This is a genomic window from Paraburkholderia sp. FW306-2-2C-D06C (assembly GCF_058781505.1).
In genome coordinates this window covers 15,974-36,263 of sequence record NZ_JBYSWU010000070.1, presented here as the reverse complement: position 1 = coordinate 36,263, position 20,290 = coordinate 15,974, and the positions used below count along the sequence as shown (strand labels likewise).

18 protein-coding genes are annotated in these 20,290 nt (G+C 61.4%); 10 read left to right on the top strand and 8 right to left on the bottom strand.

Translation table 11 applies throughout. The annotated features are described in order from the left end of the window. The coding region (locus AC3WLT_RS33870) for a hypothetical protein (protein WP_492595972.1) at positions 1 to 262 on the top strand (262 nt) is incomplete at its 5' end. Positions 263 to 615: 353 nt separating this feature from the next. Beyond that, a complete protein-coding gene (gene rpoD, locus AC3WLT_RS33865) occupies positions 616 to 2,610 on the top strand; it encodes an RNA polymerase sigma factor RpoD (RefSeq protein ID WP_492595971.1) in 1,995 nt (664 codons plus the stop codon). A gap of 159 nt (positions 2,611 to 2,769) precedes the next feature. Here rpoD and AC3WLT_RS33860 read toward each other — a convergent pair whose 3' ends face one another. Then, positions 2,770 to 3,177 carry a hypothetical protein gene (locus AC3WLT_RS33860; RefSeq protein ID WP_492595970.1) on the bottom strand — a complete coding sequence of 136 codons (408 nt, stop codon included), beginning with the start codon at positions 3,175 to 3,177 and terminating at the stop codon, positions 2,770 to 2,772. Positions 3,178 to 3,499: 322 nt separating this feature from the next. Between AC3WLT_RS33860 and AC3WLT_RS33855 the strand changes: the two genes are divergently transcribed. Continuing rightward, a complete protein-coding gene (locus tag AC3WLT_RS33855; RefSeq protein WP_492595969.1) occupies positions 3,500 to 4,546 on the top strand; it encodes a VTT domain-containing protein in 1,047 nt (348 codons plus the stop codon). Positions 4,547 to 4,667: 121 nt separating this feature from the next. Here the strand turns inward: AC3WLT_RS33855 and AC3WLT_RS33850 are convergent, their stop codons facing one another. Continuing rightward, positions 4,668 to 5,561, bottom strand: coding sequence for a CHAD domain-containing protein (locus AC3WLT_RS33850; protein ID WP_492595975.1), 894 nt, complete (start codon positions 5,559 to 5,561; stop codon positions 4,668 to 4,670). 361 nt (positions 5,562 to 5,922) lie between these two features. Here AC3WLT_RS33850 and AC3WLT_RS33845 point away from each other — a divergent pair, with 361 nt between their 5' ends. Both AC3WLT_RS33845 and AC3WLT_RS33840 read left to right on the top strand, forming a co-directional pair. Then, positions 5,923 to 7,509: an inorganic phosphate transporter gene (locus tag AC3WLT_RS33845; RefSeq protein WP_492595968.1), complete on the top strand. Its 1,587-nt coding sequence runs from the start codon at positions 5,923 to 5,925 to the stop codon at positions 7,507 to 7,509. 184 nt (positions 7,510 to 7,693) lie between these two features. Next, entirely contained in the window at positions 7,694 to 8,077 is a 384-nt protein-coding gene (locus AC3WLT_RS33840) for a VOC family protein (RefSeq protein WP_492595967.1), read from the top strand. Between the two features lie 51 nt (positions 8,078 to 8,128). Here AC3WLT_RS33840 and ppk2 read toward each other — a convergent pair whose 3' ends face one another. Further along, complete coding sequence (ppk2, locus tag AC3WLT_RS33835) at positions 8,129 to 9,055, bottom strand: polyphosphate kinase 2 (RefSeq protein WP_492595966.1); 927 nt, start codon at positions 9,053 to 9,055, stop codon at positions 8,129 to 8,131. Between the two features lie 209 nt (positions 9,056 to 9,264). Further along, positions 9,265 to 9,612, bottom strand: coding sequence for a VOC family protein (locus AC3WLT_RS33830; protein WP_492595974.1), 348 nt, complete (start codon positions 9,610 to 9,612; stop codon positions 9,265 to 9,267). Between the two features lie 353 nt (positions 9,613 to 9,965). On the opposite strand from AC3WLT_RS33830, the gene AC3WLT_RS33825 reads away from it, so the two are divergent. Continuing rightward, positions 9,966 to 11,003 carry a S1C family serine protease gene (locus AC3WLT_RS33825; protein ID WP_492595965.1) on the top strand — a complete coding sequence of 346 codons (1,038 nt, stop codon included), beginning with the start codon at positions 9,966 to 9,968 and terminating at the stop codon, positions 11,001 to 11,003. Between the two features lie 116 nt (positions 11,004 to 11,119). Here the strand turns inward: AC3WLT_RS33825 and ggt are convergent, their stop codons facing one another. Together ggt and AC3WLT_RS33815 are read right to left on the bottom strand one after the other, a co-directional pair. After that, on the bottom strand, positions 11,120 to 12,853 hold the full coding sequence (gene ggt / locus AC3WLT_RS33820; RefSeq protein WP_492595964.1) for a gamma-glutamyltransferase: 1,734 nt from the start codon (positions 12,851 to 12,853) through the stop codon (positions 11,120 to 11,122). Positions 12,854 to 13,098: 245 nt separating this feature from the next. Beyond that, on the bottom strand, positions 13,099 to 14,502 hold the full coding sequence (locus AC3WLT_RS33815) for an MFS transporter (RefSeq protein WP_492595963.1): 1,404 nt from the start codon (positions 14,500 to 14,502) through the stop codon (positions 13,099 to 13,101). Positions 14,503 to 14,941: 439 nt separating this feature from the next. On the opposite strand from AC3WLT_RS33815, the gene AC3WLT_RS33810 reads away from it, so the two are divergent. After that, entirely contained in the window at positions 14,942 to 15,376 is a 435-nt protein-coding gene (locus AC3WLT_RS33810) for a hypothetical protein (RefSeq protein ID WP_492595962.1), read from the top strand. Positions 15,377 to 15,493: 117 nt separating this feature from the next. On the opposite strand, the gene AC3WLT_RS33805 is transcribed toward AC3WLT_RS33810, so the two are convergent. Then, positions 15,494 to 16,030, bottom strand: coding sequence for a hypothetical protein (locus AC3WLT_RS33805; RefSeq protein WP_492595961.1), 537 nt, complete (start codon positions 16,028 to 16,030; stop codon positions 15,494 to 15,496). A gap of 627 nt (positions 16,031 to 16,657) precedes the next feature. Here AC3WLT_RS33805 and AC3WLT_RS33800 point away from each other — a divergent pair. The 3 genes from AC3WLT_RS33800 to AC3WLT_RS33790 all read left to right on the top strand — a co-directional run bounded on the left by AC3WLT_RS33800 (position 16,658) and on the right by AC3WLT_RS33790 (position 19,117). Then, on the top strand, positions 16,658 to 17,809 hold the full coding sequence (locus AC3WLT_RS33800) for a porin (RefSeq protein WP_492595960.1): 1,152 nt from the start codon (positions 16,658 to 16,660) through the stop codon (positions 17,807 to 17,809). A 260-nt stretch (positions 17,810 to 18,069) separates the two neighbouring features. Further along, complete coding sequence (locus AC3WLT_RS33795; RefSeq protein WP_492595959.1) at positions 18,070 to 18,441, top strand: sugar ABC transporter ATPase; 372 nt, start codon at positions 18,070 to 18,072, stop codon at positions 18,439 to 18,441. Between the two features lie 169 nt (positions 18,442 to 18,610). After that, positions 18,611 to 19,117 (top strand): metal-dependent hydrolase, encoded by a 507-nt coding sequence (locus AC3WLT_RS33790; RefSeq protein ID WP_492595958.1) that lies wholly within the window; start codon positions 18,611 to 18,613, stop codon positions 19,115 to 19,117. Positions 19,118 to 19,482: 365 nt separating this feature from the next. Here AC3WLT_RS33790 and AC3WLT_RS33785 read toward each other — a convergent pair whose 3' ends face one another. Then, positions 19,483 to 20,289, bottom strand: a complete 807-nt coding sequence (locus AC3WLT_RS33785; protein WP_492595957.1) for a YfaP family protein — start codon at positions 20,287 to 20,289, stop codon at positions 19,483 to 19,485. Position 20,290 lies beyond the last annotated feature (1 nt).

Here is a 20,290-nt window from a genome sequence, read left to right as displayed (position 1 = left end):
CCACACTTATCGGCTGTTAATTTTTAAAGATCGATTCCGCAGTCACTACCGAACCCGCACCGCGTTGCACACCACACTGCAACCACCCGGCACCGCTTCGTTCTACGTCGCTGCATCAGCAGCAGAGAAACGAGATTATGAAGAACGACTGACACGTCGTCAACCCCCTTTTGTGAATTTTCTTTTAAGTAAGTGTGAATCGACGCTAAAAGTTGTGCCCCCTACATATAGCAGGCTCCTCCGTAGCAATCGCACCGTGTGAGGACGAACGAGTTCATCTATAGTGAGGGACCCGTCCCTGCGCGTGGCGTACTGATGATGCACATCCCTGACAAGCCCGCGCTTGGCACTTGGGCAGACCGTGACCGAGCCCACCGCGAGTGAGCACACGAATTGGTGTGCTCACAATGCGCGCAATGGCGCAAGCTCGTATATAATGCGAGCCGCGCGAATTTCGTGCATTTCTATCGGCCCGCTTCGAGCGGGCTCATCTTTTTTGCTCCCCAGAGCACAGCCAAACAACCGCGTTGAGTCACTCAGGTGATGTTGAGCCATGCTCGAAACGCCTGACGGTCGCGTCTTGCGTCTCATAGCGAAGCCTCTAGAGGAGAATACGTGAACCCTTTTGATCGCGAAGATTCGCAACACGAAACGGCAGGCTACCCTGCCAAGGCACCCTCCGGCCGCGCCGGCAAAGGCAAGGGCGCAGGCAAGGCGATCCCCGTAGCAGCCGAGTTGCCGCCGCAACAGGCCGAAGAGCGTCAGCGCCAGATGCGCGAGCTGATCCAGCTGGGCAAGGAGCAAGGCTACCTTACCCACGCTCAGATCAACGATCACCTGCCCGACAATTTCGCGCAAACCGCGGCGATCGACAGCATCGTCAGCGCGTTCAACGACATGGGTGTGCAGGTCTACGAGCAGGCTCCGGATGCGGAAACCCTGCTGCTGAACTCGAACGCGCCCGCGGTGGTGTCGGACGATCAGGCAGACGAGGAAACCGAAGTCGCGCTGTCGACGGTCGACTCCGAATTCGGCCGCACAACCGACCCCGTGCGCATGTACATGCGCGAGATGGGCGCAACCGAGCTGCTGACCCGTGCGGGCGAGATCGCAATTGCAAAGCGCATCGAAGACGGCCTGCACGAAATGGTGCAGGCGATTGCCGCTTGCCCGCTCGCGATCTCCGCAATCCTGGCCAGCGCCCAACAGGTCGTGGACGGCGAGCTTCGCATCGACGAACTGGTCGACGGTCTCAATGAAGATTCCGCTGCTGCGGAAGAAGATGCGAGCGCCGACGCAATGGCGGACGTCGATACCGACGCCAGCGATGACGACGACAGCGATAGTGACGACGACATCGGCCCGGCCGATTCCTCGGCGGCGGACGAAGCCCGTCTGAAGCAGCTGACTAGCGATTGCCTCGAGATCTTCACCCAGGTCGGCCTCCTGTACGACCAGATGAACGCGTCGCACACGCGCGGCGACGTCACCTCGAAAGCTTATCTGCGTGCCCGCGAAGAGATTCAGCAGCACCTCGCGAAGATTCGCTTCACGGCCCGCACGATCGACCGCCTGTGCGGCGACGTGCAACGCCAGGTCGCACAGGTTCGCGAAATCGAGCGCCGCGTTCTGCAAATCGTCGTGACGAAGAGCGGCATGCCGCGCGAGCAGTTCATCGAGTCGTTCAAGGGCCACGAAGCCGACCTCGGCTGGACAGAGCGCGCAGCGCGCGGGTCGTCGTCGTTCGGTGCAGCGCTCGAGCGCAATCTGCCTGCCATTCAGTCGGAACAGCAAAAGCTAATCGACATCGAAGCGACGGTTTCGCTGCCGCTCAAGCATCTGAAAGAGATCAATCGTCAGATGGTCGCGGCTGAGTCGAAGATGCGCAAAGCCAAGAGCGAAATGATCGAGGCGAATCTGCGCCTCGTGATTTCGATCGCGAAGAAGTATGTGAACCGCGGCATGCTCTTCCTCGACCTGATCCAGGAAGGCAACATCGGTTTGATGAAGGCAGTCGACAAGTTCGAATATCGGCGCGGCTGGAAGTTTTCGACGTACGCAACGTGGTGGGTTCGCCAGGCCGTCACGCGTTCGCTCGCCGACCAGGCGCGCACGATTCGCGTGCCGGTGCACATGATCGAAACGATCAACAAGCTCAACCGCATTTCGCGCGAAATTTTGCAGCAGACCGGCCAGGAAGCGCATCCTTCCGTGCTGGCTGAACGCATGGAACTGTCGGAAGAGAAAGTGCGCGGCATTCTGAAGATCGCCAAGCAGCCGGTTTCGATGGAAACGCCCGTCGGTGACGACGGCGACGCCACGCTCGGCGACATGATCGAAGATTCGGCCGCTTCCTCGCCGGCCGACGCAGCGATGCAGGCCGACTTGCGTGCCGCGATCGACGACGCGCTCGACTCGCTGTCGCCGCGCGAAGCGAAGGTGCTGCGTATGCGCTATGGCATCAACACGAAGTCGGACCATACGCTGGAAGAAGTCGGCAAACAGTTCGACGTCACGCGCGAGCGGATTCGCCAGATCGAAAGCAAGGCGATGCGCAAGCTGATGCATCCGAGCCGCGCGGATCGGCTGAAGTCGTTCCTCGACCGCTAAGCGGGCAGTTGCGCTTGTCGTGCGCGATGCACGGCAAGCGCAAGCCGCGAAGCATTGGCGAGCCGCATCTCGTACCCTCAGTTCACACCCGCATCTCATACCGATTGCGTCGACAGCGATTGTCGCCACAGTCCGGCTCGCTTGCCGAGGCGCAACGCTTCAGGCGAGCAACGAAATGATCCCGCCGATAGTGATTCCCGCAGCGAGCCAACGCCCCGCGGTATAGAACGCGTTGCGCCTTTCCTGAGGCTGATCCGGCCGCTCGAGGCCGAGCGTGCCGTAGGCAAATGACTTGGCCGCTGAGACGTTGGTTGCGGACGCGTCATCCGCAACCGGGTCGCTTGCCGCCTCGCCTCCCTGCCCCGTGCGCGCCTCTTGTGCTGCCGTCGCAGCGCCCTGCGCCGAGATATGAACTGCAGAATCCTGCGTGGAAGTGTCAGGCTTCGAGTCTGTCTGGATAGACGCGTCGTTCCCGGCAGCAGGCGATTTTTTCGTCGCGTCCTTGCTCACCACCACAGAGCTACCTAGTCCCGACGCTGTAGACGACAACGCACTGTTGATTTGCACGGCAAGCTCCCTTCATTTCTTACGCGCGCGACGCCCCGTTTTCCACGGCGGTTTGGTCAGGCACGTACTTGCGTGCGTCCGCAAAGACGCAGCTCGACGTATGGTTGGTTATAGGGTCTATCGACGTCGGGGCGGCAAATCTTGAGTGTCCGTAAGGGAGAGTAAGTGAGACATCCCATGTGGCTCTGTTCGGTTTCTTTTCAAAGGCAAAAAACCACCCCTTGCCTCCCTTCGAGTATTCTCACCAAGATAAGAACCTATACCCCCACTCGAACACCTTTTGCGCCCAGCAAAAAAACGCCAGCCAACAGGAGCATCACAATTGGTAGAGTTTCCGTCTTCGGCGGTTTCGACCTGGGGCGCCGCAGTCGTATTCCTGAACGTCCTGTTGACACGCCTCGGCGTGCCAATCCCCGCGGTCCCCGTGCTACTGTTCGCGGGTTCGGCGATCGCAGCCGGCTCGCTGAATTTCTGGCCGGTTCTCCTCGCCGCCGTTCTCGGTGCGCTCATCGGCGACGGCACATGGTTCACCGCAGGCCGCATCTACGGCCGCGGACTGATCTCCGTGCTCAGCCGGCTTTCGCCGGCCATCGATTCGAAAGTCGGCGAAGCACGCTCGCTATTCGAGCGCTTCGGCGTTCCACTCGTGTCGATCTCGAAGTTCGTCCCCGGGCTCGCGCTCCTCACCCCGCCGTTGATGGGCACGACAGCCGTCGATGCACGCATCTACGCAGCTTGGGACATCGCGGGCGCGACGGCGTGGGCCACCTTCTGGCTGCTCGGCGGCGCCGCGGCAGAAAAACAACTGCATATGCTGCTCGTCTTTGTCAGAGCACGCGGCGGCACAGTCGTCGACATCCTGCTGGCAGCCGCCTTGGTGTACCTGGCGTTTCGTCTGCTGCAGCAGCGCCGCGCGCGTCGGCGGTTGGCGCTGGCCGCACCCGATGCCGATCCGGCAGCAGCACCGCCCGGATGGCGCCGCATCGCCCCGCCCATGATCCTGGACGCGCGTCCAGAGGCGCTGACGCATGAGGCGGCGTGCTGCATCCCCGGCGCGCTGGCGCTCGATCCGCACTCCTCCGAACAAATCGACGGCGCGCTGCTCGCCTATGACACCGTGATTTATTGCATCTGCGCGGACAACGCGACCGCCGTCGACATCACGGAACGGATGCGCCGCAACGGCTACACGCGGATTCGCGCACTAAGAGGCGGTCTGGACGCATGGCAACGACGCGGCTTTCCCGTCGAGCCGCTCTCGCCCGTCGACGAACTGACGACCGGCAAACGCACCGCCAAACCACCCGGCGACACGCGCGACGCAGTAACGCTACGGGGACTCGCTCCACGGCGCAGCGAAAGTGTTTGACACGGCACGTGCGCATCGCTTCCTTCGCAAAAGAATCGCCTGGCAAATCAGCTCAACGCGCATCGCAAATAGGGTTCGTCCAGCTCTTGTGCTCGAGCGCGCGCGGCGCCGCCCCATTGCTTCACAACTTGCGCAGCAGCCCCGCGGCCGACCGCATCCGGCGTTTGCGTTCCTTCCTGAACCATTGAAGCGCCGCCTCGATGTCGCCCGAACCCGCCAGCAAGGCTGCGTTGTCACGCAGCAGCATCTCGCTTGCGACAATATCGTTCAGCGCACCGAAACGTTTCTGAATCTGCTTAAGCAGTTTAAGCGTACGTTCGTGGCTGCCATGCAGAACCGGTCCGAAAAATTCGAGCAGATAACGCAGTCTTTTGCCGGCCTTTCTGACGTCATGAAACGAAGTGTAATTGGAGCGCTTTGCGTGAGACGCGCGCTTCATGCGCTTGCGTAACGAGCGTTCGGAAGTGGCCACGCGTTTGCCGGCGAATTTGCTCAGCGGCACGCGCTCATGCGCGGTGTTCAGCTCCTTGGTAGCGCTGGCCAAGGCATCGCGCAACAGATGCTTGACGTCCGCGTTCGAGAGGGTTTCGCGGCTCGTTGCCAACGCGCCGCTGCGGATCTCTTCGAGTTTCGGCGCCATTGCTCGCGCGCCGGTATCGTTCTGCGTCATCAGTTCGATCAGGATGTCCCAATCGCGTGTTGTGCCCGCCGCCGTCGCCAGATACTTGTACAGCGCCCGTTGCCGCGTATTCTCGCCCTTGTCGAGCAGCGGCTCGAACGCCCACCACAGCGAGCGCAGACGCCGCAGCGACACGCGCAGCTGGTGCAGCAATTCGGGCGATGCATCCTCGCGCACCGCGGCCGCGTATTCGATGGCGCCATCGACGAGTGGCGCCGCGTACGACGCGAACGCCGCCTCCGCGGAGGGCTGTTCGCCGGCCAGCGGGTTATCCGCGGCGTGCTTGTCGGCATGTTTGTCGGAGCTTTTTTCGCCCTTCCGGCTTTCGCGTTTCATCGAACATCCTTCAAAAAAACCTCTTTGCAGCGTAGCAAAAAAAGGTGTTGATGGATATTCATGCAATACGTATAAATGAGCCATAAGGCACTTTTCAGGAATGATTCTTGCGATGTTATAACCGCTGCCTCGGTGACGCTTCAACAGCAGATATCTCCACGGCCGCGTAGCTGATGTTTTTCGGATCGCTAAGCATTCAAAACCGCTACGTCTCTGGCGGCATATCTCCCAGTGTGCGGACAATATCCGCGCACTTCCCCTCCAGATCCAGTCCAGCATAGGCGTCACACCGTTGTCATCAACGCGACACGCGGGCCGCTCACGATCGGAAGCCGCGCGACAAACTTTGAGGACACAGGCCATGCCGGAACTTTCGTATCCGCAACCGGGCGCTGCAAGTAGCAAGGGGCGCAATCTCGGCCTTATCATTTTCCTGGTTGTGATCGCAGTGGGCGCCATTTATTGCGCCACCCATTTGCTAGACGATTTACAGCCGGTTCGCGAAGCCTCTGTTCTGCCTTATTTTCTGCTTGGTATCGCACTCCTGATCGCACTCGGTTTCGAGTTCGTCAACGGTTTTCATGACACTGCGAATGCAGTCGCCACCGTGATTTACACGCACTCGCTCGCGCCCAACATTGCGGTGGTCTGGTCTGGCGCATGGAATTTTCTCGGCGTGCTTACTTCAAGCGGTGCGGTGGCGTTCGGCATCCTGCAACTGCTGCCCGTCGAGTTGATCTTGCAAGTGGGCAGCAGCGCCGGCTTCGCGATGGTCTTCGCGCTGCTGATCGCCGCGATCATCTGGAATCTCGGCACCTGGTATTTCGGACTGCCCTCGTCCAGCTCGCATACGCTGATCGGCTCGATTATCGGCGTGGGCCTGATGAATCAGCTGATGCATGGCCCATCCGGCACCAGCGGCGTCGACTGGAATCAGGCGCTCGGCGTCGGCAAGTCGCTGCTGTTTTCGCCGCTGGTCGGCTTTCTGGCGGCCGGCTTGCTGCTGCTGATCCTGAAAGCCGTGGTGCGCGTTCCCGCCTTGTATGCCGAGCCGACGGGCAAGGAACCGCCGCCGTTCTGGATTCGCTGCCTGCTGATTCTGACCTGCACCGGTGTTTCGTTCGCGCACGGTTCGAACGACGGCCAGAAAGGCATGGGCCTCATCATGCTGATCCTGATCGGCGCAGTGCCGACAGCGTATGCGTTGAACAAGGCGGTCACGCCGGCTGAAACGCAGACCTACCTCGCGGTCTCGCAGCAAGCCTCGGCGACGCTTGCCAGGTACACCAACGGCGCGGCGCCTTCCGCGGACCCGCGCGCCGATGTCGAAGCCTATGTGCGCACACGCCAATTGACGCCTGCGACCTTGCCGGCTTTGCAGCAACTGACCGAGCTGATTGGCCGTCAGGTCGGCGCATCGGGATCGATGGCGGCCGTGCCGCAAAGCATGGTCGATAACGTGCGCAACAATATGTATGTCGCGTCCGAAGCGATCCGCCTGATGGACAAGGCCAAACAGCCCGCCTTCTCCCCGGACGACGCCAAGGCCATCGAGAACTTCAACGCGCAAACCGATCACGCGACGAAGTTCATCCCGACGTGGGTCAAGGTCGCGGTCGCCATCGCGCTGGGTCTCGGCACGATGGTGGGCTGGAAACGCATCGTCGTGACGGTCGGTGAGAAGATCGGCAAGCAGCATCTGACCTACGGCCAGGGGGCATCGGCTGAACTGGTGGCGATGCTGACGATCGGCGCGGCCGACGTATACGGTTTGCCGGTCTCGACGACGCACGTGTTGTCGTCGGGCGTGGCCGGAACCATGGCGGCCAACGGCTCCGGCTTGCAATGGGCTACCGTGCGCAGCCTGATCCTCGCGTGGGTGCTGACGCTGCCGGTTTCGATCGCACTGGCCGCGAGCTTGTACTGGCTGTTCCGGATCGTGTTCTAAGCCGCCGGGGCCGGTCAGGCGGCCGGCCCCCGGAAGAGCCGCAGCCGTAGTGGCCGTAGTTACATTTCACTTGCATGCCGTCGGGCGTCGGCTATGTTGTATCCATGGAGCGAATCCGTGGTGCAATGCAAGGCCCTTCCTGACCAGGAAGGATCTGCCCGGCCAAATCAGGTGAGAGCGGAACATGAGCGTAGAGCTAAACCACACCATCGTCTGGTGCCGCGACAAGCAGAAGTCGGCAAAATTTCTCATCGACATTCTGGGGCTGCCGAGCCCCATCGAGTTCGGCCAGATGCTGGTCGTTCAGCTTGCCAACGGCGTCTCGCTGGACTTCTTCGAAAGCGACGGCAAGATCGTCATGCAGCATTACGCGTTTCTGATCAGCGACGACGAATTCGACCAGGTCTTCCCGCGTATTCGTGACGGGGGCCTTCAGTACTGGGCCGACCCCGGCAAACAACGCGCAGGCGAAACCTATCTGCACAACGGCGGCCGCGGCGTCTACTTCGACGATCCCGACGGCCACTTGCTCGAGGTCATGACGCGCCCTTATAAACTCGGCGCGTAGAGCCTGTTCCCGGCCTGTTCCTCGCGCCTGTTGTATTTCGCCGGTCCGGCATCAATACACTTCCGGCACGATCATCGATTGCGGCACCGGCTGGCGGATGTATTCGTCGTTATAGACCCGCGCCGGCAGTTCGATCTGCGGGTGCTCGATCTCGTGATACGGCACCTGGTTCAGCAGATGGTGAATGCAGTTCAGCCGCGCGCGCTTCTTGTCGACCGCCTGCACGACCCACCACGGCGCTTCGGGAATGTGCGAGCGTTGCAGCATGACTTCCTTGGCCTGCGTATAGGCTTCCCAGCGGCGCCGGCTTTCCAGATCCATCGGGCTCAGTTTCCACTGCTTGAGCGGGTCGTGGATGCGGTTCTGGAAGCGGATTTCCTGCTCTTCGTCGGTGATCGAAAACCAGTATTTGAGAATCTGCACGCCGCTTCTCGCCAGCATCTTTTCGAATTCCGGCACCGAACGGAAGAACTCCTCGTACTCCTCGTCGCTGCAAAAATTCATCACGCGCTCGACGCCTGCGCGGTTGTACCAGCTGCGGTCGAACAGCACCATTTCACCGCCCGCCGGCAGATGCGACACGTAGCGCTGGAAATACCATTGCGTACGCTCGCGGTTATTCGGCGCCGGCAGTGCTGCGACGCGGCATACGCGCGGGTTGAGCCGCTGCGTGATGCGTTTGATCGCGCCGCCCTTGCCCGCCGCATCGCGTCCTTCGAAAATCACCACAAGCCGATGACCGGTCTGCACAATCCAGTCCTGCAGCTTGACGAGTTCGCCCTGCAGCCGGAACAGCTCGCGAAAGTACATCTTGCGCGCCTCGCGATTCTCGGGCGTGAAACCGTGGGCGCCGTCGAGAATGCGGTCGTCGACCTCCATTTCGAGCTCCTCATCGTACGCATCGATGAGGTCTTCCTCGAAACGGCGCTGCCGCTCTGCCAGCATTTCGGCCTCGGGTCTCGAATCCAGCTCTTTCATCGCAGTTCTCCTGGCAGCAGAAATGAATACGTGCGCCACGCGAACGCGGCGCACGCAAATGCGCCGATTATCGAAGCGCGAGGTGTCAGCCGTGTTACCGGTCTGAAAGCTGTGCGCTTGCGGCGGGTTTGCGTAAATGGGCGGCGCGCGCCGGCGGCCTGCACGCCTTGCTGAGAACCATGATAGCGATTTTGCAAGCCCACCCGGCGTTAGCGCAGCGGCCTGGCGAAGCTCAATTCGTGACCGTCCGGATCGGTGATGTGAAAGTACCGCTCGCCCCACGGCGCGTCGGACGGTTCGAGCGACGGCTTCAGCCCCGCCGCCAGCGCCTTCCGGTAGAGCGCGTCGACATCCGACACATAGACGATGACGCGGCCCCACCAGTTGACCGGCGCGCGCGTATCGATGATCAGATTCAGATACGTCCCGCCGAACGCAAACGACGTAAACGCTTCCTGCGGGCCGCCGAATTTCATCGGGAAGCCGAGTGCTTCGTAAAACAGCACCGCGCGTGGCATATCGCAGGTGGCGAGGGTGATGGCGCTGAGCGATTCGATCTGCGGTTCCGTCGGCGCGGTCGCCGCGGTCGCTGTAGTCGCTGTAGTCGCTGTAGTCGCTGTAGTCGCTGTAGTCGCTGTAGTCGCTGTAGTCGCTGCGGTCGCTGCGGTCGCTGCGGTCGCTGCGGTCGCTGTAGTCCCTGCAGCCGATGTAGCGGGCGAGTTCATTCTGGCTGTCTCCTTGGCATGGCAAGCCCGCCACTCACCGCGCGCGGACATTCCCGCAGGCGCGGCGGCGCAGGCCGGCACGGGAAAGTGTCTCACAGGCAGCGCCTGCGCCGCGAGGGTTGCCCCTCTCTTGAAAACCCACGCGGCGCCCCGCATCTCCATTTCCGTTCATCCAGAGCATCGCCATGGGAAGCCGCCCTAGCTCCATCGATGACCTGTCGCGCGCCGCGTCCGACGCCCCCGGGCCACACCCACTCAATCCCTTATCCGACGACGCCCTGCTCGACGCCTATTCCCGCACCGTGATCGGTGCGCTGGAACGCGTCCAGCAGGCGGTCGCCTTCATTTCCGTCGAACGCCGACGGCCGGGCGAAGCGGGTCGCCGCAACGCGCGCGGCGGCACCGGCTCCGGCTTCCTGTTCACACCCGACGGCTACCTGCTCACCAACAGCCACGTCGTGCACGGCGCCACGCACATTCGCGTCACGCTCGCCGACGGCGCGAAATTCGACGCCGACCTGGTCGGCGACGACCCTGGCAGCGATCTGGCCGTGCTGCGTATCGGCTCGCCCGAGCCCTTGCCGCACGTCGAACTCGGCGAATCGTCGCGGCTGAAAGTCGGGCAGATTGCGATCGCGGTCGGCAATCCGCTCGGGCTCGCGCAAACCGTCACCACCGGTGTGGTGTCGGCGCTCGGCCGCTCGCTGCGGTCGACCTCGGGCCGCATGATCTACGACGTGATCCAGACTGACGCCGCGCTCAATCCGGGCAATTCGGGCGGTCCGCTGATCAATTCTGCGGGCCAGGTGATCGGCGTGAACACCGCGATCATTCCCGGCGCGCAGGCGATCTGCTTCGCCACCGCAATCGACACCGCCAAGTGGGTCATCATGCAGATCTTTGCGTACGGGCGCGTGCGGCGCGCATACATCGGCGTGGCGGGGACGACGAGGCCGCTGTCGCGCCGCATGCAGCGCTATTTCGGCTTGAGTTCGGCGAGCGGCGTGCATGTGATGGAAATCGTCAAAGGCAGCCCTGCCGCGCTCGGCGGCCTACGCACCGACGATACGATCGTCGCGATCGACGCGCTCGCGGTGCATGACGTCGATAGCCTGCAACGCACGCTCGATGCGTCGCGCATCGACAAACCCGTCAACGTAACGATTTTGCGCGGTGCGCAACGGCTCGAATTGACACTGACGCCGGTCGAGCAGAGCAGCTGATTCGAGCGGCTTCCCGCCGGTATGAAAAAGGCCTCGCGCGATAATTCGCGCGAGGCCTTTTTTCCTGCTGTGGCCGGCACGTCACCACGACGCACCGCCCGACCTGGATCAAACGCTTACTGGATCACGCGCGTCACGCCACGGCCGCGCGGATCGGCCGCGGCTTCCGGCGTATCGCCGTTGACCTTGATCGCCTGGATGTCGCCGCTGAAATCCTGCCCCTTCAGCGCATAGCCCTTGGCTTCGATCTGCTTGGCGAGTTCGCCTTCGATCGGCTTGTACGGCTCCCAGAAGATCGTGTTCGGCGGCAACAGCTGATGATGGAAGCGCATCGCGCCGACGGCTTCCTGCAACGGCATGTTGAAGTCGTAAATGTTGTTGATCACCTGGAAGATCGACGTGAAGATGCGCGACCCGCCAGGCGTGCCGATCACGAGCGACACCTTGCCGTCCTTGGTCAGGATGGTCGGGCTCATCGACGACAACGGGCGCTTTTTCGGTTCGATCGAATTCGCGTCGCTGCCCACCACGCCGAACATATTGGCGACACCCGGCTTGGCGGAGAAGTCGTCCATCTCGTCGTTCAGCACGATGCCAGTACGGTCCGCCACCACGCCCGAGCCGAAGTAGCCGTTGATGGTGTATGTGTTCGACACCGCGTTACCCCACTTGTCGATCACCGAGAAGTGCGTGGTTTCCGCCTTTTCCGGCATCGACGTGCCGAGGCCGGCCTGAATGCTCTTCGTGTCCGTAGGCGCGTTCGGATTGACTTCGCCGGCACGCTTGGCGATGTAGGCGTCGTCGGTCAATTGCGCGATCGGCACCTTGTAGAAGTCAGGATCGCCGAGATACTGCGCGCGGTCGGCGAACACACGCTTTTCGATTTCCGCGATCAGATGCACGTATTGCGGAGAATTGAGCTTGACGTCCTTGAAGTCGGGCGCAATATCGGCCTTCATTTTCAGCAATTGCACGAGACCGATGCCGCCCGAGCTCGGCGGCGGAGCGGTAATCACGTGATAACCGTTCCAGTCCGCCTGGATCGGCTGACGCCACACCGCCTTGTACTGCTGCAAATCAGCCTTCGTAATCAGGCCGTGACCGCGCATGGAAGCTGCGATCAGATCGGCCGTCTTGCCGCTGTAGAAGTCTTTCGCGCCTTGATCCGAAATGCGCGTGAGCACCGAAGCGAGATCGGGTTGCTTGAAGTTGACGCCCTGCTTCAGATCGCCGAAGTAGGTATCGAAGTTGGTCTTGCCCGCAAAGTCTTTCGCCGCCGCGTCGCGGCGCTGCTGCAACTGCTCGCTGACTTCGAAGCCGTCGCGCGCATAGTGAATCGCCGGCGCCAGCACCTGCTTCCACTTGAGCTTGCCGAAGCGGCGTTGCGCCTGCCACATGCCGTCGACGGTGCCCGGCACGCCGACCGCGCGATAGCCGAACAGGCTCATGCCCTTGACGACTTCGCCCTTGTCGTCGAGATACATGTTCCTGGTGGCTGCGAGCGGCGCACGCTCACGATAGTCGAGGAAGTACGGCTTGCCGTCGACATAGAGCGTCATGAAACCGCCGCCGCCGATATTGCCCGCTTCCGGATACGTCACGGCAAGGGTGAAGGCAATCGCGACTGCCGCATCGACGGCATTGCCGCCTTCCTTGAAGATCTGCTCGGCGGCGTCGGCGCTGTACTTGTCGGCGACCGCAATGGCGGAAGCGGTAAGAACGGCCGGTTGCGCTTTTGCGGGCGGTTTGGCGTAAGCGGGCGTGGCTTCCAGAAAGCCTGCCGAAACGGCAACGAGTGCGACCAGCGCGAGTCCGCTCGCGGACGCTTTAGCGTTGTGAAACAACCTCATTGAATCTCCTCCATGACATTGCTCTTGTGACAATGGGAACCGCTGCCTTGGGCTTATAACATGCCGATCTGGCATTGGCCAGGCCGTCGCACACAATTGGTGCGGGTTGCGGCACACAAAAATCGCGTCGCTCAGTGTCGTTCAATCACGATGAACGGCGACGAATTGCGCGGCGGGCAACGGCTCAAACCGGCGTCGCACGCGGCGCGCATTCAACGCTATCGGGCGCGGTACGAGCGCCGCAATCAGCCTCGCCCTCTGCCGCCGCGCGCGATTTCATCGCCGCTGCCATGCGGCAAACGCGCCGTCACCGGAATCGACAGGAACGAGAACAGGCCGACCACGAGGAACGCCGGCCAGAAATCGGAGAAGACGATGGTCGAATGACCCTGTACGTTATGCGAGATTTGCAGCACGATGCCGGCAATCGTCACGCCGAGCCCCAGCGAAATCTGCTGGATCACGCTCGCGACGCTCGTCGCGCGGCCGACGTCGCGGCTCGGAATATCCGCATACGCGAGGGTGTTCAACGACGTGAACTGCAACGACGGAAAGAAGCCGCCGAACAGCACCACACACCAGATCAGCCAATGCGGTGTGCCGGGAAAGAACAGTCCGTACCCCGCAATAACCAACCCGGCGCAGCCCGCATTGAACATCAGCACCGTGCGGAAACCGAACCGGCCGAGAATACGCGACGCGGCCGCCTTCATGAAGATCGACCCGAACGCGGACGCACACGTGATCGACCCTGACACGAACGCGGTCATGCCCAAGCCTTCCTGCAACGCGAGCGGCAACAGAAACGGCACCGCGCCGAGCCCGATGCGAAACAGCGAACCGCCGGCCACGCTCGCGTGAAAACTCGGAATGCGCAGCAGCCGCAGGTCGAGCACCGGCAATTCGACACGGCTCGCGTACAGCGCGTAAATCAGCAGCAGCACCACGCCGAACGCGCACATGCTAAACGACACCGTGTTCGACACCAGCTCGCCGCCCACCAGCGACAACCCCAGCATGAACAGCGACGCCCCGCTCGCGGACAGCACAAACCCGGTCCAGTCGAGCCGCCCAGGATGCGCCTCGCGCACGTTGGCGATGTGCTTGTTCGCGAGCCAGATGCCCAGCAGGCCAATGGGAATGTTGATGAAGAAGATCAGGCGCCAGTGCAGATACGTCGTGATAAAGCCGCCGAGCGGCGGCCCGACCACCGGCCCGAGCAGCGCGGGTACCGTCAGATAGTTGACCGCTCGAATGAAGTCCGACTTCGGCACCGAACGGAAAATGATGATGCGCCCCACGGGCACCATCATCGCGCCGCCGATGCCTTGCACGAAGCGCGCAACCACGAAGGTGCCGAGCGAAGTGGAAGCCGCGCACATCAGCGAGCCGGCCATGAAAATGCCGATTGCCGTGCGAAACACCGTGCGAGAACCGAAGCGGTCCGCCACCCAGCCGCAGATTGGAATGAAGACGCCGAGACCGATGACATAAGCCGTCACGGCCAGCTTGAGGGTAATGGGATCCTGGCCGAGATCGCGCGCCAGAACCGGAAGCGACGTCACGATGACCGTGCCGTCCACGTTTTCCATGAACATCGCGCACGCGACGATCAGCGGAACGATGAAAGTGCCTAAAGCAAGAGGCATTGGCAGGACGACGGCGTGCTAGGCCGTCGGCGTAAAGCGGCGATTATCGCATTGCATCGACAACATATGTTGTCGAGCGGGATGTCCGGGAAGGGAAAAGCAGGGACTTCAGAGGCGATCGTGAGCCGGCATACCCCCCGGCGTCACGATGCAATTCCGCGCACATTACAGCGGCAATGATTGAGGAACGGGAAATTCACGACCCGGAAATATATACGGGATCGTGAAAGATTGCTTTCTTACTGCAAGTTTCTCCGAGGTCCATTCGTTACCGCCGCGTGACCGCGCCAGAGCAAGATTTGCCGAATCGAGATAAAGTGCGAATCCAGTTGCGCCTGTTACACCGCATTACTTCGATGCGCAACGTCTCTCGGGTCTCGTCCAATAGCCGCCGCCCGTTGCGAACACACACATCGAATACGGGTCGCCATTCACGCCTATGAAACGCTTCTTTTCTTCTGTAGTCCTTGCGCTGTCCGCTGCGGCGCTGCCGCTAGCGAGCCATGCCGCCACGCTCGATGCTCCGCTGATGTGCAATGAAAGCGGCCACCAGTTCATCGCCGACCTCGCGCAGCAACAGATGATCGATCCGAAGCCGATGCGGGTGGAGAGCAATTCGATCAACGCGTTTTCGCCGGCCCAGGGCGCCGAGCTGACCGCGTTTGGCTTTCGCGTGTTCGCGGTGGTCGGCTACGAGAAAGACGACCCGATGTTTCGCATCGGAGATGGCGAACCTGTCGCGCAATCCGCTTACGGCGTGGTGGTGTTCGGCGGCGAGTCCAAGGTGCAGGACGCGATCGCCGGGGCCGGCAGCACGGCGCTCGTGCATCACGTGGCGCCGCTCGTGACGGCGATTTTCTGCAAGCGGAGTTGAGGGGCGGCGGATCCGCCATCGGATAACCCACCGACAACCCACCGACACGCCGAACCGGTCCTTATAGTTCGCGCGCGCCAGCGGAGCGAGCGTCGATTTGACCTTGGCCACGCCGGATCAGCCCGGCCGGCGGAACTCGTTTTCGACCCACGCAGCGGCGCTCGCCTTGCTGAGCTTGAAGTTCGGCGCGACCTGCACTTGCGCGAGCTGTTCGCCGAAGGCGTCGAGCGCGGTCAGCAGCGCGTACGGCTCGTCTTCGTCGGGAACGATATCCAGCGTGATGTCGAGTTCGTCTTCGCCGTTGGCGCTCGCCACGCTCACCTCTTTATGCAACTGCGCACGCAATTGCTGTTCATGGCGGCGCAGCACTTCCGACGCGGTTTTCACCAGCGTGTTGAATGCCGACGTATCGAGCGGCTTCGGATCCTTCTTGTTGCGGCCCATGGTCCACGGGCCGACGAGCGCCGGCTCCGCTTCGCCGTCCTTGATCATTTCGACGGCCCAGCCTTCGTCGTCCTCGTTCTTGATGACGCGCGCGGTCCAGCCGTCGTCGCGCCACAGACGCGCTTCGTGCAGGGTTTCGGGCGTTTCAGACGAGCCTTCCGTCGTGGAATCGGCAGCGGTATCGGACGATGGAAGGGGTGTATCGGTCATTACAGGTTCACTCACGGTCGCGGGGCTAAAACACATCTCGAGCATGCGATTCTACCCGCCTCGCACCCGCCAGACGCGGCGCTATGACGAACGGACAAGTCCAGACGGGAACACCGTTAATCGAAATAATCCATTTCACTTTTTTGCGGGAATTTATAAATCCATTATAAAAAGGCGAAAAAAACGCGACCCGGAAGCCGCGTATAAAAAGATGAAAAAGACACCCTTGGTCAAAGGGTGAAATGAATTGTAGAACCGGATTCCGCAGAGAAAGACCTCACGAACTGGAAGAGTGCATTGCAGAAAAATGGGGGAATCGCATATTGCGAAATATTACGCGACAATCCACGCAGACCAAAGCCCAGCAAGGCCGTCGTGAGCGAACAACACCGGACATATTGACAAGCCAACCACTAATCTCGTCTCAAAAATATTTTTTCTTTATTTATCCGCACTTGCACCATTCAGATTCGCTATTACGGAATCGTGAATTCACTGTTGTGCCGGATGCGCGTAAATATATGAATAGCAGGAATACACTTCGCAGCGGATCGTCAGGCTGCCCGCGGGATCGGCGGTGAGCGCTGGAATGCGATTCTCTAATGCACTGTCTCGGAGTTATGAAACATGAAAAAAACCCTCATCGTCGCGGGCATCATGGGCGCGTTTGCGGTCACCGCGCACGCACAAAGCAGCGTCACGTTGTACGGCACGCTGGACGCCGGTCTCGTCTACTCGAACAACCAGGGCGGCCACAGCAACTGGCAGCAAGGCAGCGGCTCGGTGTCGAACACCTATTTCGGCCTGCGCGGCAGTGAAGACCTCGGCGGCGGTCTGCACGCGATCTTCACGTTGGAGAACGGCTTCAACCTGAATAACGGCCAGTTCTCGGAAAGCAGCACGATGTTCAATCGTCAGGCCTTCGTCGGTTTGAAGAGCGACCAGTACGGTGCGCTGACGCTCGGCCGTCAGTACGACTCCGTGGTCGACTTCCTCGCGCCGCTGTCTGAAGCGGGCGCGGGCTACGGCAACAATCTGGCCGCTCACCCGTTCGACAACGACAATCTCGACAACTCGTTCTCGATCAAGAACGCCGTGAAGTACACGAGCGCGAATTACGCCGGCCTCAAGTTCGGCGGCTTGTATGGCTTCAGCAACTCGGCCGGCCAGTTCTCGAACAACCGCGCATGGAGCGCCGGCGCTTCGTATGACAACGGCCCGTTGAGCGTTGCTGCCGCTTACCTGCAACTGAACAAGTCGGGCAGCTCCAACCTGAGCGGCGCCGTGTCGCAAGGCGACGGCACCGCGGCTGTCGCGGCCAACCTGCAACGCACGTTCGGCGCGGGCATCAACTACTCGTATGGCCCGGCAACCGCCGGCTTCGTGTACACGCATACGCAACTGGACGGCATCACCGGCGTGGACGTCGGCGGCACGACGCTGCCTGGCGTGGCGGGCACGAACCTGCACCTGGACAACTACGAGCTGAACGGCCGTTATGCGCTGACGCCGGCACTGAGCCTCGCGGCGTCTTACACGTTCACCGACGGCAAGATGTCGGGTTCGAACGGTTCGGGCGATCCGAAGTGGCACACCGTCTCGCTGCAAGGCGACTACTCGCTGAGCAAGCGCACCGACGTGTACCTGGAAGGCGTGTACCAGCACGCATCGGGCCAGCTCGGCAACTTCGGCGCGAACGTCGCGGCGATCAACACGCTGGCACCGTCGTCGACCGGCAACCAGGTTGCCGCGGCTGTCGGCCTGCGTCACCGTTTCTAAGTTTTTCTAGTGGTACGTGCAGGCCGGATATACCGATCCGGCCTGCAATCCAACCCGCGCGTGACACGATCATGCGCGGGTTTTTTCATGGGACTTACATTTCGACGTAGTGGTAGTGACGGCGTCAGCACGCGATAGGTATACTGGGCGCGGCTGCCTTCCTCGCCGCGACGTCGCTGCGGCTGAACGGCGGCTTCGTCGCGAAGCATGGCGTTACGGTCAATCTCGTCGCGCTTCGCCCGCGCCCCAAGTTCCCGCGCATGACCGGGGACGCCGACGATCTGATCATGAAAAGACTCCTCCTGCTTGCTCCCGTTGTTCTGCTCGCCGCCTGCGGTTCTTCCGGCGGCCCCACCGCCCGCGACGCATCCCAGCCGATGATGTATGTCTCTTCGCAGCGCGCGCCTGCCGATATCGCCGATTGCCTCCAGGACCGCTTGTCGCGCGTGCGCATGTCGCGCGTCGGCGGCGCGACTGAAATCGCGGTCGGCTCGGATTCGAACAACTCGTATTTCGTCACGCTGACGCCGTCGAACGCCGGCTCAGTCATCAAGGTGATGCATCCGGCGAACGCGCCGGACGATCCGCCGGAACCGGAAATGCGCTTCGATATTGCGCGCTGCGCGACCTGAGTTTTTTGCCGGGCCGTTTTGTAGCGCTGTTTTGTCGTGCTGTCCGTAATTCGCCGCCACGCCGGAACGTGATTTTTTTGAAGTCACGCTTCGGCTATTTTTTTACGCGCGCATCTGCGAACATAGCCGCCCTTTGTCTTTCATGCGGCGCGTTGCGTCGCGACCTTCGATGGCATCCAACAAAGCACATCACGCGACGGGTTTTGCGGCTGGCGTCATCGCCGCGGTTGTTGTCGCGCGCACCGGTGGCGGCGGTTCGTTTCATACAGGCGTGCTGTTGAGTTTCATCGCCGGCGTGGCGGGAAGCACGGCGCCTGATTGGCTCGAAGTGGCCTGGTGGTCGCGGGCGCGGCGGCTGTGGATTACGCATCGCACGCTGACGCATTGGGGGATTGGCTGGCTGGCGCTGCTGGCTTTTTCTTATCACTGGCTCGGGCATTCAGTTTATGCCGCTCCAGCATTCGGGTTTGCCTGCGGCGGGTTGATGCATTTGCTTGCTGATTGGCCGAACCCGCTAGGTGTGCCCTGGATTGCCGGACGTCATTCGCTGAATCTCTGGAATAGCGGGCATTGCGATCTGATTGTCGTCGCCGCTTCGTGGGTAGCAGCGTGGTTTGTCGGCGAGCATGTGTGGTTGCACGGGTTTTCGCTGCTGCGGCATTTGAGAATCGGATAGGGGGCAAAAAACCACCTTCCATTTTGTCCACAGAAATTGTTCGCAAGCCTGTGGATATCCTGCGGACTCGTCATCCAAGTCCTTGATCGCCCAGCAATGACGCGCCGTGCGCGCGATTCGCAATTCGGCCTGCGAGCACGACAAAAGAAGCCCCTTGCAGCGCCTTTTCCACACTCTGTGGGAAGGCCCATCCCGACCGATCACGCTTATCAACAGAAATTGTTCGCAAGCCTGTGGATATCCTGAGCACGAGTCACGCAAGTGATTGAACGCATTCAGATTCCACCCTCTGCCCGCAGCGAGTCGGCTGATCGGATCGCAGCGAGTCTGCTGGCCAAGTGGGCCAAGTGGAGCGGAGCGACGCCTTAAGGCAGGACAAACGTCTTCACGAGCGTCAGCTCGCCCGCCTTCCGCATTGGCGCCCGAATCGTCTCGCTCTTTTCATTCGGCGTATTTTCATTCGTGATGATAGTGACCTGTGCGACGGTCATGTCGGCGCCGCTATTCCCGTTACCGTAGTAGTTCACATAAACCAGATACGTGCCATGCAACGGCGCAGCCGATGAATAGATCTCCGGTCCATATCCGGTAGTCACATCCACGTCGAGCGCGCCGCCATTCGGCGCAACGCGATCTCCGTACCACGTGTGCACGCCATCGGGCGATACGACATGCAAATCGAGGTCGGTGCCGTCGGTGTCCCACGCAAGCACGATCCGCAGTTTCGGCTGCGTCTTGCCCCTGTACGCGTCGTAGAACTGCACACGCTTGCGGGCGCCATCCGGCGCGCGCAATTCGACGCTGTTGCTGCCGGAAGGAAACGCGTACGGCCGCGAAAACTTGCCGTCTTCCTCCACACGCTGCGGCAACGGCGTACCGTCGACCACCAGCGTGCCCACCGTGGTGCCCTTCTTCTTCGGCGCATTGCGGATGTGCCCTTCGATCAGCGCGAACTTCGACTGACCTTCCGGCGTCGAGACCGACACCGCCGGGTAGTGCACGTCCTGCGTATAACGCTCGCTGTCGCCGCTGGTGTTGCGCCAGCCGTTCAGCGGTGCGGCGAAGTCGATATCGCTTGCCCGCGCCGACTGTACGTGCAGCGTGGCCTGCAAACAGGCGACGACGAGCAACGTCCAGCCAGCTTTCATCCACCGCGTCGTCTTGACCTTCATC

Excerpts from the sequence above, each read along its gene's own strand:
- AC3WLT_RS33805 (WP_492595961.1), bottom strand. The coding sequence starts at position 16,030 with ATGACCGATACACCCCTTCCATCGTCCGATACCGCTGCCGATTCCACG.
- AC3WLT_RS33815 (WP_492595963.1), bottom strand. The coding sequence starts at position 14,502 with ATGCCTCTTGCTTTAGGCACTTTCATCGTTCCGCTGATCGTCGCGTGC.
- ppk2 (WP_492595966.1), bottom strand. The coding sequence starts at position 9,055 with ATGAAAGAGCTGGATTCGAGACCCGAGGCCGAAATGCTGGCAGAGCGG.
- AC3WLT_RS33800 (WP_492595960.1), top strand. The coding sequence starts at position 16,658 with ATGAAAAAAACCCTCATCGTCGCGGGCATCATGGGCGCGTTTGCGGTC.
- AC3WLT_RS33825 (WP_492595965.1), top strand. The coding sequence starts at position 9,966 with ATGGGAAGCCGCCCTAGCTCCATCGATGACCTGTCGCGCGCCGCGTCC.
- AC3WLT_RS33795 (WP_492595959.1), top strand. The coding sequence starts at position 18,070 with ATGACCGGGGACGCCGACGATCTGATCATGAAAAGACTCCTCCTGCTT.
- AC3WLT_RS33785 (WP_492595957.1), bottom strand. The coding sequence starts at position 20,289 with ATGAAGGTCAAGACGACGCGGTGGATGAAAGCTGGCTGGACGTTGCTC.
- ggt (WP_492595964.1), bottom strand. The coding sequence starts at position 12,853 with ATGAGGTTGTTTCACAACGCTAAAGCGTCCGCGAGCGGACTCGCGCTG.
- AC3WLT_RS33845 (WP_492595968.1), top strand. The coding sequence starts at position 5,923 with ATGCCGGAACTTTCGTATCCGCAACCGGGCGCTGCAAGTAGCAAGGGG.
- AC3WLT_RS33840 (WP_492595967.1), top strand. The coding sequence starts at position 7,694 with ATGAGCGTAGAGCTAAACCACACCATCGTCTGGTGCCGCGACAAGCAG.
- AC3WLT_RS33850 (WP_492595975.1), bottom strand. The coding sequence starts at position 5,561 with ATGAAACGCGAAAGCCGGAAGGGCGAAAAAAGCTCCGACAAACATGCC.
- AC3WLT_RS33790 (WP_492595958.1), top strand. The coding sequence starts at position 18,611 with ATGGCATCCAACAAAGCACATCACGCGACGGGTTTTGCGGCTGGCGTC.
- AC3WLT_RS33810 (WP_492595962.1), top strand. The coding sequence starts at position 14,942 with ATGAAACGCTTCTTTTCTTCTGTAGTCCTTGCGCTGTCCGCTGCGGCG.